This window comes from Ignavibacteria bacterium (assembly GCA_016873845.1).
GTDB lineage: Bacteria > Bacteroidota > Ignavibacteria > Ch128b > Ch128b > JAHJVF01.
This window is the reverse complement of record VGVX01000062.1, coordinates 1-16,058: the sequence shown is the minus strand read 5'-3', so window position 1 is coordinate 16,058 and position 16,058 is coordinate 1. Positions and strand designations below refer to the sequence as shown.

Genomic DNA, 16,058 nt, shown 5'->3' with positions numbered 1-16,058 from the left:
AAGGTCACAACGGCGACCTATGGATTTACTCTTGTCAAATTCAAAAAACCTCTTTTGTTTTATCACTCCAAATCATAAGGCGACCCAATGCTTGTTGCTTGTCTGCCACTAGGCACGATAGGTTTACAACTGGTTTTATATAAAGTGAAATAACATTAAGGGAATTTTTTTATTGAACAAAATTTTTCAAATAAAAAAGGAGGTAACAATGAAAAACCATAATAATTCATTAATAGTGTTCTTATTATTAATTTTTATAATCACTTCTCCATTTTTTCTGTCTTGTGAAAGCCCTACAAAAACAAGTAATAATGGGAATCAAGATGATAATAACTTCCCTCTTGCCCCCTTTATTTATCCGGTAGAATTGAAATTGTCCAAATATCCAGCTTTTGGAGACACATTTGAAATGGAAGCTCGCTTTCGCTTTATTCGAGAGGATGATCCTTTCCCAGATGCAAAACATTTCAGAAAATTTTTAGAAGATAGTATTTTTAACAAATACAAATTGGACTCAGTTTTTGTTAAAGGTGGTTTTAATTTTTACAAGTATCTTAATCACGATTCAAGAAGTAGTGCATTGGAATATATTTCTGGTGATAGTTCTTATGGCAAATGGATGAGAATAAACGATAGTGGGACATTTAAGGCAAGATTCAAAGCAATAAAATCTGATACTGTGATGGCTGAAGCATTACTTTGGGGTTATACATGGGGAGATTCGGGTGTATTTGGTGGTGGTTTTAAACATGAATGCTTTATTATCAGAGAAACTGAGGGAATTGGGTTAGGCGATTGTTGGACACATGAATGTTTTAGACCACCAGTATATATTCAATTAACTGGTTTATCCAATTTAGGTTTAGGTAAAAGTAACAATTTATATTGTGAAATAATTAGCAAAGCAGAAAACTTTGATTTCAATATTGAAATATTTATTGATAAAGGACTTCAATTAACAAATTCTTCGAAAAAATGGAGTGGAAATATCAAAGTTAATACAACGATTAAAAAAGAATTTTCAGTAACGCCATTAAAAAATGGCATATACAAAATCAGGGCGGAAGGAAAGGCAATTTTAAATATAGATACAATTAAATTAAGAGATGTAATATACCTCGAAGTAAACGATGTTGGTTCTCGATTTTTAACCTCAACAGAATATGAATTGCTTAGAATAAAAGAGATTGAAAGGAATCAGCCAAAACATATTTACGCGGTAGAACCCCCACTCTTACAACCGGTTATGCATTCCGAACAGCCTAAAATGATTTTAGGACTACCGCAAGACGATAATATTAAAACGAATTTAAGTTGTGATGGAACAATCAATGTTAGTGGTTTTGTGTATTACAATGACAACGGCATACAAAGACCTTTGATTAACGCTTCGGTTTATCTTTATGATGATGATATCACGTTTTGCGGTAGCGACGACCTTTTAGCAAGTACCATAACAGATTGGAATGGATACTACAGCTTCACAAACATAGAGAATTGCGACTGTTCGGGAACAATCGATATGTATTTAAAAGTTATAATGTGGAACACTCAGTTTAGAGTTATCAATACTTCTTCAGATGAACCTTATACTCATATAACACCCACCGAAAATGATATTCCTGCAGGTACTTATATCAGAGATATGGAAATACCTTATATATGGGCATCAAAAATTTTCTCAAATATTAACTTAGCATGGAATGCAGCCGCTCAAAGCCAATGGCCGGGGGATATTTGGGTTAAATATCCATACAACGGTTGGCCCGGAACTGATTGTAATGTTAATCCTCCCGTAATTTACTTAGGTCATTATCAACATGACTGGCCTGATTTTCCCGATGTTATTCAGCATGAGTATGCACACGGACTTATGAAAAAGGCTTATGGAACTATGCCTGATAATTCTGGTGGTAGACATTGGATACAACTTTGTCACAGTGCTGGCTTGGCCTGGTCTGAAGGATGGGCTAATTTTTATCCTCAAGTTATTAACAATGATGGTACCTTAGATGGTCCTTTCGGAAGTATAAATATTGAGCGAATACCAAATTATTTTTGCGAAGGACAAACAAACGAAGCAAGAGTTGCAGGTGCTTTATTAGATCTTTGGGATATTAACAACGATAGTCTCGATCAAAATTCTAACAGCACTATTCCTCTTTCCACTCTCTGGGCACAAGCAATGTGGGGGCAAAGGAAAAATTCGTTCAGTGATTATTGGAGTAATTTAACACAATATTTATCATGTGATCAAAAGTTAAGTGGTATTCAATCAGTGAAAAACAATACTATCACAGTTACTGCTATTTGTCCTCCTATTATAGCCGGATTTGTTCAACGCCCCACTCCAATCTATCAAGGGGGTAGTGGCGTTGTAACCTGTAACCTCTCACAAGGCAATGGAGACTTAACATATTCGTGGACAAAACGTTACTTCCCTCCAGGTGTTTCTGTTTCGTTTGAGGGTAACAATGCTTACATCAATTATAATTATAAAATGATGAAAAATATTTCCAACCTTTCCGAAGGATGGTTCCCAGAAAGCATAACAGATGATGGAAAAACATCCATTACAGCACCATTACCCGAATTAACCTGCACAGTAACAAATAGCGTTGGCAGTGATACTCGCCGAACAACGGTTTACTTAGCAAAACCTTACGGATGTCCTTTCGTTTATACTTGGAATGGTGAAGTTTGGATGGAGGATAATAATATCTTACCTCAAAGTGAATACCCGGAAAATTATGGAGTTGATGTTACGGACTATTATCAGCTTTTCACAAAACCAAATTTAGAATCAACACAAAATGGAGATAGATACTTACTTGGATTAGGTGAGTTTGAACAAGAAAGAACATTTTTAGATAAGATTCAACTATTAGCAATAGACCATTCTCCAGAGGCGTGGATTACAGTTGACGATAGCGGTCAAGTAATTCAATTCTTAAAACCATTGTATTTAATCGATGCACAACTCGACTCGGAAAGTGTAGTTAAAATGATATCAGAACTTGACGGTATTAATGTTGAAATTTCTGAAGGATCAAATATGAGCGTCTGGTTTACTCAAGATGGAGGCGATACTGAACAAGCTCTGCTTTTAATTGGTCAAATTCGTGACCCTGCAATAAAGTATAAACCAGCCGGTATAATTTCAATAAACGATAATCAAAATAATTTGATTTTCACAGATTTCAGATTACGCCGTAATCCATCGTACACTTGGGTAATCGTTCCGGCAGTAGATACAAGCACAATACAGCTTGATATACAATGGGCTCAAGATGCCGCATTAGATTATACAGAGCTAAGCCGTAAATTGGAATTACCATTTACCGTAACCGAGGCATCACTTTTACAAGCAGAACATTCAATATACGGCGATGTTACAAGCAAGCTTATTTACATCGATGAAGATTACACACAGCTTGAACCAAACGATTGGATAACTTTAGAGTTTTCTGCCCCGCCAATAGTTGAGGGAATGGAAAGGTCGTTTATATTAGTATCTCGTGGACGCTATGAAAGGATAGAGCATAGTAAAAATTATGGTATGAATAAACAATTATCTAAAACATCTTTATCGAATTCAGTAGTAGAATATAAACTTGAACAAAATTATCCTAATCCATTTAATCCCGTAACTAAAATAAAATACTCAATTCCAACCCCCCTTAATCCCCACTTTACTCAAAGGGAGGAAACAGGGGGGACTTCGGCATGCTCAGTCGGGTCGTTAGTTACGCTTAAAATTTATGATTTACTCGGCCGTGAAATTGCAACGCTAGTTAACGAACCAAAGCAAGCTGGTGAATATGAAATTGAATTCAATGCAAATAAATATGGATTGTGCTCTGGTATTTATTTCTATCAATTTACTGCTGGCTCGTTTAGTTCAACAAAAAAGTTTGTATACCTGCGTTAGTTATAAAAAGATGCCATCTTTCAAGTTGAGATTGCTTTCCGAAAAGATGGCATCTTTAACTTAGTCAAGACACCATCCGTCTCCGTTAGCTAATGGATGACGGATCATGACAGCAAGAAAATTTTTAATTCTACATTATACATTCTCAATTATAAATTACTATGCTCTTCCACCTTGATCTCGATGCATTTTTTATTTCAGTTGAACGCATACTCGATCCTTCACTCGAAGGTAAACCCGTAATCGTTGGTGCCGATCCAAAAGTTGATGCGTATGGACAGCCGCACGGGCGCGGAGTAGTTGCAGCTTGCTCATACGAAACACGTGAGTTCGGTGTCCGCTCAGGCATGCCAGTAAGGCAGGCTTATCAACTTTGTCCAACTGGACTCTTCATTCACGGAAGTCACAAAGAATATTCTCGATTCTCAAGAGCTGTGAAAAATATTCTTGAAAGATATGCACCAGTTCTTGAGCAAGCATCTATTGATGAATTTTATCTTGACTTTACCGGATGCGAACGGATTTATGGACACCCCTACTTCTTTGCATCACGCATTCAGGCAGAGATAAAACGCGAACTGCATCTCCCCTGCTCTATCGGAATTGCATCGAATAAGTTTGTCGCAAAAGTCGCATCAGATTATGCAAAACCGGAAGGAATTACTTTCGTTGTGCCTCATCAAGAAGTTGAATTTCTCTCACCTCTGCCGGTTCAGGCAATGCCAGGAGTTGGTGAAGTAACCCAGCGCGAACTAAACGCACGCGGATTTTATACAATCGGACAAGTTGCAAACACATCGAGCGAGTATTTTCAGATTGCATTCGGCAAATGGGGAAAAGCTATTCACGACCACGCACTCGGTAAAGGAACGGAATTTTTAATTCCGCACAATGGACGGCATGAACAAAAAAGCATCAGCCGAGAAGAAACTTACGGAACAGACACAACGGATAAAAGAATCGTTGAAAAAACTTTGTTCGAATTAGTAGAAGATGTCTGCAATACGCTTCGCGAAAATAATTGGATGGCGAGAACTGTAAGCATTAAACTTCGCTACTCCGATTTCGTTACACTTACACGAGCGCAAACCTTAAACAAGCCGGACAATGACGATAAGATTATCTACAACACAGCAGTTGAACTTTTCAGGAAAGCATACACAAGAAGAGTTTCAATAAGACTAATCGGAGTTCAACTGACAAACTTCTGCGAATCTTCCGAGCAAGAGCTTCTTTTCTCCACCATTGAGGAAAAACGGCAGAAGCTCTTAAAATCAATCGATAAAATCAGAGCAAAGTATGGAATGGAGATTGTGAGGTATGGAGTTGCATAATAAGTAATTGAGAATAGAGAACGAAAAATGAACAAGCAGTCTTGATAGTTAGTAACGGTTTATATATGTTAAAAATGTAAAAGAAAATTTCATGACGAGCATTACTCCAGAGTTTATACGTGAAGAGATTCTCCGCCAGAATTACGAAATCTCAATTCATGCAGACGATGAACGGATTAACGAACAGCTTACAATTTCTCAATTGGAGCTAGCTTTGACAAAGTGTGAAATCATAGAAGAATATCCAAACGACCCAAGAGGTGAAAGTTGTTTGGTTCTTGGCTTCACCAGTGAAAATAAACCTATTCATATTGTGTGCGGCAAGAATCGTTCAGGACATTTAATTTTGATCACTGTTTATTCTCCTGAAATGCCAAAATGGAAAGACCCTTATACAAGAAACAAAAAGGATTAAAAATATGAAAAGAGAATATGACGATTGTTTTTTTTGCGGCGGTAAAGTAGAAGAAAAATTACTGCCCCGTGAGATCAGATGGCAGAATCGATTATTTGTTTTTGAGAATGTCCCCCTAGGAGTATGTAAGCAGTGCGGAGAGAAAGTCATAAAACCTGAAATTGCCAAGCAAATTGATCGTATTCTTCAAGAGAAGAAAAAGCCAACAAAAACAATCCAAGTTCCCGTATATTCTTTTGATTACGGAACTGTTTAACTAATTCATCATTTGAACCAGAAGCTCATCCCCGCCAGTGGCAGTTCCGCCTCCGGCATGAAACCTTTGGCTGAAGATTTATCCTCAGGTCAGCACACAATTCACAAGTTGACCTAAAAAAAATTAACTTCTGCTAAATCACAGAACAAAAATCCATCTTCTCTAATTTTTAATAAACTACAGAAACTCTTAAAATCAATCGACAAGATCAGAGCAAAGTATGGATTTGAAATTGTGGCGTATGGAGTGGCATAGTGAATAGCTAAGGATGAATATAAGATATAAGAGCATCTGAGTAGAGTATGAATTTGAAATCGTTGACTCGTCAGTTTGTTTATATAAGCTAAAATTTATAATTTTTTTTTAAATGAACTGTCTCAATCAATTCGAAAAAATAGATAAAGAAGCATTTTCTACGGCATCTCTATTCGACCAATCCGACGAGAAGGAATATTGGCTCTCTAAAACGCCCTCAGAAAGAATTCAAGCACTTGAGTTTTTAAGACAAATTATGTACGGGTATGATCCATTTACCTCGAGACTTCAAAGAGTTCTTGAAGTTGTTGAACTTAAAGAAAGTTAAATACTTAGTTGTTGGTGGCTACGCAGTTGGGTACTATGGTTATCCAAGAGCAACCGGTGACATCGATATTTGGATTTTGCCAGAATTAGAAAACGCAAAAAGATTAGTAGAAGTATTTAGAGAATTTGGCTTTAATGTCCCCAAACTTTCCACAGAATTATTCTTAAAAGAGAACCGAATCACGCGAATTGGTGTCCCGCCATTGAGACTCGAAATTTTAACAACGGTATCGGGATTAAACTTTAGCGATTGCTTCCCTACAAGAACAATTGATGTTCTCGATGAGGTTGAAGTAAACTTCATCGGTCTTGAGCAATTAAAGGTTAATAAACGTGCGCAAATAGATACAAAGATTTGGACGATCTAGAAAAATTACCATAACACTATATTATCATAAAACATTTAACCAACAACCATCAAGAGGATAACATGGCAAAAGAAGTTTCCATCAAAAGCACAAAAAACGAACTATTTGAAGCATACAACGAAGCTTTAGAAAAAATCAAGGAATTGAAATCTGCCGACCGCAAAGTTGAAAAGAAAAAAGAAGAAGAAAAAAAGATAGTCGAAGCCGTAGTCGAGCATTCTCCGGAAACTATAATAAAATTGCTCGGCGAGATAAAATTAAGAACAGCAAAAGCAATAGACGAAATTGGTGAGACTCTGATTGCTGAGTATAGAAAATTGACAGAGCTTCAGCAGGCGATTGAAATTGAAAAGAAATATTTAGAAGAAATATTCGATATAAAAGCAGGTGCCGACTCGCTTTCTGCACTTCTACTGGCACAAAAGGAAAAGAAAGAGGCATTCGAACTGGAGATAGAGGCAAAGAGAATTCAGTGGAAACAAGAACAAGAGAACTACGAGATTCAAAAGAAAGACCGAGACATGCAGATTAAGAAAGAAAGGGAGCGCGAGCAGGAAGAATATAATTACAATCTTAAATTACAAAGAAAAAAAGATGCCGATCAGTATGCTGTTCAAAAATTAGAATTAGAAAAAGAGCTTATCAATAAAAAAGCCGCCATTGAAAAAGAATTGGCAGAACGGGAAGCATTAGTTACAGCGAGAGAAAAAGAGTTTGCTGAACTTAAAGCAAAAGTAGAATCGTTCCCTGCCGAACTCGATAATGTAATTAAGGGAACCGAAAAATCTGTTACTGAAAAAATCGAATTGAAGTATAAGCATCAAGCAGAACTCTCATCAAAAGAAATCGAGGGTGAAAGAAAGTTAAACAAGCAAATGATTGCTTCATTCGAGAGTAAAATCAAGGAACAAGAAGAGCTAATTCGTCAACTCACCCAAAAAGCAAACGATGCAGGAATACAAATTCAAAACATAGCTATCAAAGCGATTGAAGGAGCCTCTCTGCAAAGAAGTTTTTCCGTACCACACGATAAAGATAGTTCCAAGAGTTAAAATTACGTTTTGGCCAGCGTTACCATAAATGATAACCCTCGCCTACAAATTATTATAAGTGTGATATCATTTAATCATCCTGCTTCAGCGGGGTTTGTTTGTACAGCGTGCTTATGTATGGGCACGCTTATCTTTTTCTTTTGACTTTTGCAAAAAAACCAGCAATCTTATTAAAAAAATTTTGGAAACAGATATTTACGTACGTAAGATATAACCACGATTTATGACCATAAAAGTATTAATAAACGACTCATTCAAAAAATACTTGCTCAAAGAGAGCAAGCAAAACCGAGAAAAGTTAAAACAGAAACTTGATTTCTTGGAAATTGGCTGTTGGGATGGCGGGCTAAAAGTAAAGAAGATTAAAGGGGTTGCTTCGGCTAAAACTATCTTTGAAGGGCGGCTCGATAAGGGCAACCGAATTATTTTTACACTCGGCAGAGATGAACATCCTGAAGAAAAAAACACGCTGCTTGTTTACGTCTGGGGAATAGTTGTTCACAATGAGATATCAAAAAAAGCAAAAAATATACTGCCCGACAATGTCCCCTTCATTCACTTCAAACCTTTTAGGGAAGAGATGTCGGAAGAATTATACTTCGATAAACTAGACCAGGAAGACATCACCCAAGAAAGCATTACCAAAAAAGTTAGCGACGATTCAGGAAGCCAGAAATGGTATCCGTTAAACGAGGGAGAGTGGAGTCGGGTGCAATTATATAATAAAGACGATTTCGAATTATATCTTCAATTGACGCCGGCTCAATCCGAGATTCTTAGAACTCCACCTCCCATAATGCTCTCCGGCACTGCGGGGAGCGGCAAAACAACTCTCTCGGTTTATTATCTGCATAAAAGTTCACTTGGACACTTGGATAAATTATTTGTTACATATAATAAATTCTTAAAAAATATGGCGGAACGGCTATATCGCGGTTTGATAAATTCATCTCCAAATGCAGATAAAATAAATGAGCCGAAATTCTATACTTATAAAAACCTGTGTCTCGAAATTGCAGAAAAGTTTAATAGGGCTTATCAATCCGAGAGCGAGGTCGATTACTATAAATTCTGTACAATCGTCCGACCGCATTCCTTATCGTCAAAATATGACATGCCGTTGATATGGGAGGAGATTCGTTCAATAATTAAAGGTGCTTTGCCTCAGATAAACATACAGTTTTTCAAAGATACACTGAACAAGGTTAAACAGAATCAGCTCGCATCGGATTTAATAAATCCTTTGCATCGTCAGCTTGCAATCTTTTCGAACTTAGAATCATCATCGCAAATCGAAAAGATCGTGCAAAAGTATTTTCAAACAAGCTTGTCCAGTTTTCTTAAGAATCTTAAATTTCATATTACCGACCATAGCGAAAGAATCGTACATCTACTCGAAAAGATAATAGAGCTGCTACTAAAACAGCGCGACCTTACACAAAAACGTTATCTCTCATTCCTTGAATATGAAATGCTTGGCAGGAAAAAAGCTCCGAACTTTAAGCACGACAGAAAAAGCATTTACAAAATATTTGAGTTTTATCAAGACAAGTTAGACAGAGAAAATCTGTGGGATGAAATTGATTTAAGCAGAGATGTAATCAATATACTTGTCGAAAAAAATCCTAAAGAATATATGTATGACTTGGTAGTTTGCGATGAAATCCAGGATTTAACAGATGCACAGCATGAGCTATTGTTTTACATAACTAAAAATCCTCTAAATCTGGTTTTAACCGGCGATACAAAACAAATCATCAATCCAAGTGGATTCCGATGGGAAGAGCTTAAACGCCACTTCTTTGAAAGAAACTTACCAACACCGGAGGTTATGTTTTTGAATTTAAATTTCAGAAGTTCTGGAAGCATAGTTGAACTTGCGAACACATTATTGGAGCTGAAAGCAAATCTCTTAGGCACAAGCGCCGAGGAATTAAAAGAAGATTGGAAATACAAGGGGCGCCCGCCGGTTATTGCTCACGGCATCACAGAAAAAGAAATGCTTGAAAATCTCAGCGGCATTGGAGCAAAGAAAACAATTCTTGTAAGAAATGAGAAAGAAAAGGAAAAGTTAAAACGCATTTTGGAAACAGAGCTTGTATTTACAATATATGAAGCAAAGGGATTAGAATTCGACAGCGTATTTATTTGGAACTTTTGCTCCGATATAAAAACTAAGGATGTTTGGCTAACGATTCTTGAAAATTCCAAACAAAATATCCATGATGCGAACATCAAGCACGAAATTAACTTATTGTACGTAGCAATCACCCGAGCACAAAAAGAACTTTTAATTTACGACGGCTCAACTCCTTCGGTTATTTGGCAGAGCGATTTACTGAAAGAGCAAGTATATCAAACCAACGATCTAAATTACATCAGCGGAATATGGAACGTTATATCAACGCCGGAGGAGTGGATTGAACAAGGAAATTATTTTTTCGAAAGAGAATTCTATAAGGCGGCAATTGAATGCTTCAAAAACGCAGGCAATCAGATGCTAACAACTAAAGCCGAAGCATACTACCAAGAAAAAATCGGAGAACATTATAAAGCGGCAGTTAATTTTGAAAAAGTAAACGAGGTTGAGAAAGCCGCCGTAAACTACGAACGTTCCAGAAATTTCAATGATGCATTACGTCTATTCACTCAACTTCAAATCAAAGATAAAATTCTGCAATGCACATCTAAGATCTTAGAAAACGAAGGTCGTTTTGCCGAAGCAGCCGATATTTACTTAAGTCTTTCAGAATACGAAAAGGCACTCGAATTTTTTGTTAGATCGAAAAATTACAAAATGGCGGCTGAAGTAAGCTTAAACTATCTAAAAAATAGTTCCAACGCGGCTAAATATTACGAATTGGCAGGCGAGTTTTTAGATGCGGCGAAGCTTTATCTGAAGCTGAAAAACTATGAGCACGCCGCAGAACTGTTTGAAAAAGCAGAAGATTATCAAAATGCCGAAAAACTCTGGAAAAAGTTAAAGAACGATAAACGGTTGATTGGAATCTATACTGTCACAAATCAATACGAACCACTCTTAAGGATTTACGAAAAAGAGAAAAATTTTAAATCCGCTGTTAATACACTCAGACTAATTAAAGAAGGTAAAGATTTGAAAGCTGAAGCAGATTCATATTTCAAAACAAAAAAATATTTTAGCGCATTGATAAGATATTATCTAATTAATGATAATCTTGGCGTTGCTGATAGCTCCTCCAAACTGAAATACTTTACCGATGCTGCAAAATATTACGGCTTGGCGGAAAATAGTTTTAAGGCGGCTGAATCTTATTTTAAAATAAACGATTACACAAATGCGTTTCTAAATTATTTAAACTCGCCCGAAGATTGTAAGCTTCTTTTTAAGAATACCAAAAAACTAAGCAAATACATTAAAAAGGTAGAACTCGAAACTTTTGCAAACGGCTTCGCCGACGAGAAAAAATACCTTCAAGCAAGTGTATGTTATGAATTGGCGGGAGACCGAACTCTTGCCGGCTTCTGTCAACTCGAGCTGGAAAATACCGAGTCGGCATATAGCTTGTGGAATACTCTTTGGCAAGGTGATCGTTATGAAACATTGTCCTATTATGCTATAAAAAATGATAAGATTGATACAGTCGCTAAATTCGTTCTAAGATTAAATGCCAATGAAAACGACCTGTATAAACTTCAAATAGCCGACTACAATTCTATGCTTGTAAAAATGATGAATTCATATTTTCAGAATAATCATAACACAGAAGAGATTGTTCATTGGCTGCGAATCCTCAAGATACTTGACCCCGACTTTCACTATGCGGAGAACGTTATTCATCTATACGAAAAAGCCGAGAATTACAACGATTACTTCTTTTATATCGCAGAAATAAAAGGCACTAATAAATCTATATTTAACAACATAAAAGAAAAATTCAACTCTGAATATGCCAACTTGTGTGAGAGTGTTTCAGAAATATCGGCAATTAAACTCCATTTCTTAGACAAAAAAGATGAGTACAACCTTATGGCAGAAAAGCTCGCCATTACTAAAAACAATTACTTAATTTTTAGCGAGTCGTCAAAATTTGAAAAAACCCTGAGTTTTTTGGTAGATAACAATATGATGATGGACGCTTTATCGCTTTCGTTCAAAAAAAATAGTTTTTCGTCCCTTGCAGAAATTCAAGAGGAAAAAGGGTTGATTAAAGAGGCTGCATATTCTTACGGTATAGCTACTGAATTTCTTAAGTCGGCTGAGCTTTACTTAAAAGTAGGAAACAAGGGAAATGCGGCCGATATGTTAACAAAAGGAGGAAAATACAAAGAGGCTCTTAATATTCACTTACAGATGGAAACGAAAGATCTAAATAAAATTGCCGAACTCTACGAAAAGCTCGGCGATTACAAACGAGCCGGCGAAATTTATCTAAAACTTCGAAACCCAAAAAAGGCGGCAAAATGTTTCAAAAAAATTTCCAAACAAACTCTCTTTTAAGACGAGCGTAAATCCGGATAAAACTTTAACATCGGAAAAAATAATCCGCCGATGTTTTTAATTTCTATCGCCTTCTGATATAGAGTCTTTTGCAGAACTCACCGCTGCAAGCTTAGAAGTTTTGAAAAAATTGATTTATCCATTACCGTCAGTTTTAGCTGACGGATAAAGAGTCTTAAAAAATTTTGGACTTTAGTCCCATAATTATTCACCGGTAATATTTGTAAAAGCATGTGGATTTTCTTATGCGGCTAAAGTTGATGGGGACGTTTAATCCCATCGGTTAAAACTGACGGCTATTGCTTGAAGGTGAATAATAATATTACTTGTGCGACCGACTCTATAACCTGATATGCCTCATTTAAGCCTGAATATCTCAGACCTTGCCTCTGCCTTAGCCTTGATACAACACTATTTTAAACTCTGCAATTGACACTATCTTTTTCTATTATTAACATACCTTAAACAGTAGACAAAATAAAATTAACAGAGGCAGCATGAGGAGGAAAAATAATGAAACAAAAAAAATACTTTCTGATTTCTTTTCTAATTTTGTTAGGATTTGTTTCGGTAATAATCCTAACTTTCATTCCGGAAATAACCAACAGCAATTCTAAATCAATCGAGGAGCAAAGCTTGAAGCAAGAGACAATTAAACTTCCTCAACCGAATTTCAAAAGCACCATTTCGGTTGAAGAAGCAATGCTCAAAAGACGATCTGTCAGATATTTTTCTGATAAGTCATTAACGCTTGCAGAAATTTCTCAACTGCTTTGGTCTGCACAAGGGATTACAGAACCAAGAGACGGATTGCGCACAGCGCCATCTGCCGGAGCGCTTTATCCTTTAGAAGTCTATGTCGTCGCCGGCAAAGTTGAAAACCTTGAAGCAGGAATTTACAAGTACAAACCTCAAACGCACGAGTTAATAAAAATTGTTAAAGGAGATAAACGAACTGAGCTTTACAACGCCGCACTTCAGCAATCGTCAATTCAAACAGCTCCTGCAAACCTGGTTTTCCCTGCGGTGTATGAGCGTACATCGCGGAAGTACAGAGACCGCGCTGAAAGATACGTTCACATTGAAATTGGACACGCTGCGCAAAACGTTTGCCTGCAAGCTGTCTCGCTCGGTTTGGGAACTGTAACAATCGGTGCTTTTTACGACAACAAAGTTAAAAAAGTAATGCAGCTGCCAAAAAACGAAGAACCGCTTTACATTATGCCAATTGGAAAAAAAGTTGAGTAAGCATGGGGAAATAAGTTCTCTGCTGTCATCACGAACCGGTTCGTGACAGGCAAAAAAGACAAATAGTTTATCTCTCGAACTTTGAGGCAAACAAAATTATTTTGTATTTTTAATTAAGATGAAAACATTTACTGTGAATATTCCCGATTCCAAGATAAAGTTAAAAGAATAATAATATTAAAATTTAAGGAGATACATTTTGCACTGGAGAGAAAGAATCACTTCTGACCCTGCTGTTTGTCATGGTAAAGCTTGTATTAAGGGAACTCGTATAATGATCTCTGTCATCTTAGAGAATTTAGCAGATGGAGTAAGCGAATCCGAAATTTTAAAGAGCTACCCTTCTCTTTCTCCCGAAGACGTTAAAGCCGCGATAGCTTATGCGGCAGAACTATCCAGAGAGAGACTTGCCCCCTTACCTATATAGTTGGTAAAAATGCAGTTTAAGATAGATGAAAATTTGCCGATTGAAATAGCAGAATTGCTTATCAACGAAGGATATGATGCGAAAACCGTAAAAGAGGAACAACTGCGAGGCGCAAAGGATACCGTTCTTATAGACATATGCAAAATGGAAAGCCATGTTTTGGTTACTTTAGACACTGATTTTTCTGATATCAGATCATATCCACCCCATGAATTTTCTGGAATTGTTGTCTTGCGTGTGCGAAGTCAATCCAAACGGCATGTCTTAAAGGTTTTTCAACAGATTATACCTCTTTTCAAGCAGGAACCTCTCGAACAACAGTTGTGGATAGTTGAAGAAACTCTCATTCGTATCCGCAGTTAAGAAAATAGAAAGGAAAAAATACTTTTACTGAAAGTTACCTTGCACCTATGGTTGACGGAAATAAAAGACCCGCTTTACATTATGCCGATTGGGGAAAAAATGAGTAAGCACAGACAAATAGTTTGTCGCTCGAACTTTGAGACAAACAAAATTATTTTGTATTTTTCGATAGAATGAAAACGCTAACTATAAATATCCCAGATTCTTTGGAAATAGACAGTCGAGAAGCAAAGCTACTTCTAGCGTCACAATTGTATGAAAAAGGCAAATTGTCGTTAGGACAAGCGGCGGAGATGGCGGGATTATCAAAAAGAGCTTTCATGGAAATACTTGCGGATTATGATGTTTCTATCTTTAACTATCCTACCGATGAAATAGATAACGACTTTGAAAATGCAAAGCGTAGTAGTATCTGACGCAAGCTGCCTAATCTTACTTGACAAAATTAACCACCTTGAATTACTTAACAAATTATTTGGGCAGGTAATCATCACGTCTATCGTAGGAGAAGAGTTCGGTAAACCTTTGCCTGTATATATTCGAATAGAAAATCCCAAGAATATTGTTTATCAAAATATTCTCGAGACGATTTTAGACAAGGGTGAAGCAAGTTCAATTGCATTAGCTTTGGAAAAAGAAGATTGTCTGTTGATAATCGATGATCAAAAAGGAAGAAGAGAAGCCAGGTTATTAAACGTTAAGATTACAGGCACACTTGGGTTAATTGCATTAGCAAAAGAAAAGGGATTGATTAAATCTGCAAGAGAAATTCTCGACTTAATAATTCAAACTGATTTTAGAATATCTAAAAGTTCAATAGAAAATATTCTTAGAAAAGCTGGAGAATAACTTAACTTCAATTGTGCTCTTGTAACTATTAATGTTTTCCACTACGATAAAGTGAAAAAATTACTGCACCTATTGAAAAACGAAAACCCGCTTTACATTATGCCGACCGGCCTGCGGACGGCAAGTTGGTAATTTATCAATTAATGAAAGAGAGGATTGCAAATGAAAATAACTGACTTAGACGAATCTCATCAATCACTTTACTTCCTATGCTTAGAAGATTGGTCTGATGAAATCAAAGAAGCAGGCAATCACAAAGAAGAGTGGTATCGTAAAATAAAAGACAAAGGTCTCCGCGTAAAGCTTGCACTCAACGATGAAGGGACCGTCGGCGGAATGATTCAATATCTGCCGATTGAACATTCAACTGTTGAAGGAAAAGATTTATATTTCATCTATTGCATTTGGGTTCACGGATACAAAAAAGGTCGCGGAAATTTTCAGAAGCGCGGAATGGGGAAAGCGTTGCTTCAAGCCGCCGAAGATGATGCGAAATCACTCGGCGCAAAAGGAATTGCCGCATGGGGTATCTCACTTCCCTTCTGGATGAAAGCTTCCTGGTTCAAAAAGCATGGATTCAAAAAAGTCGATAAAGAAGGAATGCAAGTTTTAATGTGGAAGCCATTCACCGATGATGTAATCCCGCCAAAATGGATCCGGCAAAAAAAATTCCCACCTGTAACAGAAGGCAAAGTAACAGTAACAGCATTCAAAAACGGCTGGTGCCCTGCAATGAATCTAACTTTTGAGAGA

The 16,058-nt window shown here is 36.8% G+C and carries 14 protein-coding genes; all 14 read left to right on the top strand.

Annotated features, from left to right (window positions below):
- Positions 1-3,490: 3,490 nt before the first annotated feature.
- Positions 3,491-3,931, top strand: coding sequence for a T9SS type A sorting domain-containing protein (locus tag FJ213_10490; protein ID MBM4176581.1), 441 nt, complete (start codon positions 3,491-3,493; stop codon positions 3,929-3,931).
- 161 nt (positions 3,932-4,092) lie between these two features.
- A complete protein-coding gene (gene dinB, locus FJ213_10485) occupies positions 4,093-5,265 on the top strand; it encodes a DNA polymerase IV (protein ID MBM4176580.1) in 1,173 nt (390 codons plus the stop codon).
- Positions 5,266-5,356: 91 nt separating this feature from the next.
- A complete protein-coding gene (locus FJ213_10480; protein ID MBM4176579.1) occupies positions 5,357-5,680 on the top strand; it encodes a DUF4258 domain-containing protein in 324 nt (107 codons plus the stop codon).
- A 4-nt stretch (positions 5,681-5,684) separates the two neighbouring features.
- Positions 5,685-5,936 (top strand): YgiT-type zinc finger protein, encoded by a 252-nt coding sequence (locus FJ213_10475; protein ID MBM4176578.1) that lies wholly within the window; start codon positions 5,685-5,687, stop codon positions 5,934-5,936.
- Between the two features lie 367 nt (positions 5,937-6,303).
- The gene (locus FJ213_10470) at positions 6,304-6,519 is read left to right on the top strand and encodes a hypothetical protein (protein ID MBM4176577.1); all 216 of its coding nucleotides are present in this window, start codon (positions 6,304-6,306) and stop codon (positions 6,517-6,519) included.
- Positions 6,500-6,886 carry a hypothetical protein gene (locus tag FJ213_10465; protein MBM4176576.1) on the top strand — a complete coding sequence of 129 codons (387 nt, stop codon included), beginning with the start codon at positions 6,500-6,502 and terminating at the stop codon, positions 6,884-6,886. Before FJ213_10470 ends, FJ213_10465 begins: the two co-directional genes overlap by 20 nt.
- A 62-nt stretch (positions 6,887-6,948) precedes the next feature.
- Positions 6,949-7,938: a hypothetical protein gene (locus tag FJ213_10460; GenBank protein MBM4176575.1), complete on the top strand. Its 990-nt coding sequence runs from the start codon at positions 6,949-6,951 to the stop codon at positions 7,936-7,938.
- Positions 7,939-8,161: 223 nt separating this feature from the next.
- Entirely contained in the window at positions 8,162-12,418 is a 4,257-nt protein-coding gene (locus FJ213_10455) for a hypothetical protein (GenBank protein ID MBM4176574.1), read from the top strand.
- A gap of 513 nt (positions 12,419-12,931) precedes the next feature.
- Complete coding sequence (locus FJ213_10450) at positions 12,932-13,666, top strand: SagB/ThcOx family dehydrogenase (protein ID MBM4176573.1); 735 nt, start codon at positions 12,932-12,934, stop codon at positions 13,664-13,666.
- Positions 13,667-13,862: 196 nt separating this feature from the next.
- A complete protein-coding gene (locus FJ213_10445; GenBank protein MBM4176572.1) occupies positions 13,863-14,093 on the top strand; it encodes a DUF433 domain-containing protein in 231 nt (76 codons plus the stop codon).
- 9 nt (positions 14,094-14,102) lie between these two features.
- Positions 14,103-14,456: a hypothetical protein gene (locus tag FJ213_10440; protein ID MBM4176571.1), complete on the top strand. Its 354-nt coding sequence runs from the start codon at positions 14,103-14,105 to the stop codon at positions 14,454-14,456.
- A 173-nt stretch (positions 14,457-14,629) separates the two neighbouring features.
- The gene (locus FJ213_10435; protein MBM4176570.1) at positions 14,630-14,872 is read left to right on the top strand and encodes a UPF0175 family protein; all 243 of its coding nucleotides are present in this window, start codon (positions 14,630-14,632) and stop codon (positions 14,870-14,872) included.
- Complete coding sequence (locus FJ213_10430; GenBank protein ID MBM4176569.1) at positions 14,850-15,305, top strand: DUF3368 domain-containing protein; 456 nt, start codon at positions 14,850-14,852, stop codon at positions 15,303-15,305. The genes FJ213_10435 and FJ213_10430 overlap by 23 nt, the downstream gene beginning before the upstream one ends.
- A gap of 162 nt (positions 15,306-15,467) precedes the next feature.
- On the top strand, positions 15,468-16,058 hold a 591-nt coding region (locus FJ213_10425; GenBank protein MBM4176568.1), incomplete at its 3' end, for a GNAT family N-acetyltransferase.

Bases quoted from the DNA above. Each gene is read 5' to 3' on its own strand.
- FJ213_10450 (MBM4176573.1), top strand. From the start codon at position 12,932: ATGAAACAAAAAAAATACTTTCTGATTTCTTTTCTAATTTTGTTAGGA.
- FJ213_10490 (MBM4176581.1), top strand. From the start codon at position 3,491: ATGGAAAGGTCGTTTATATTAGTATCTCGTGGACGCTATGAAAGGATA.
- FJ213_10430 (MBM4176569.1), top strand. From the start codon at position 14,850: ATGCAAAGCGTAGTAGTATCTGACGCAAGCTGCCTAATCTTACTTGAC.
- FJ213_10440 (MBM4176571.1), top strand. From the start codon at position 14,103: ATGCAGTTTAAGATAGATGAAAATTTGCCGATTGAAATAGCAGAATTG.
- FJ213_10475 (MBM4176578.1), top strand. From the start codon at position 5,685: ATGAAAAGAGAATATGACGATTGTTTTTTTTGCGGCGGTAAAGTAGAA.
- FJ213_10435 (MBM4176570.1), top strand. From the start codon at position 14,630: ATGAAAACGCTAACTATAAATATCCCAGATTCTTTGGAAATAGACAGT.
- dinB (MBM4176580.1), top strand. From the start codon at position 4,093: ATGCTCTTCCACCTTGATCTCGATGCATTTTTTATTTCAGTTGAACGC.
- FJ213_10460 (MBM4176575.1), top strand. From the start codon at position 6,949: ATGGCAAAAGAAGTTTCCATCAAAAGCACAAAAAACGAACTATTTGAA.
- FJ213_10470 (MBM4176577.1), top strand. From the start codon at position 6,304: ATGAACTGTCTCAATCAATTCGAAAAAATAGATAAAGAAGCATTTTCT.
- FJ213_10480 (MBM4176579.1), top strand. From the start codon at position 5,357: ATGACGAGCATTACTCCAGAGTTTATACGTGAAGAGATTCTCCGCCAG.
- FJ213_10455 (MBM4176574.1), top strand. From the start codon at position 8,162: ATGACCATAAAAGTATTAATAAACGACTCATTCAAAAAATACTTGCTC.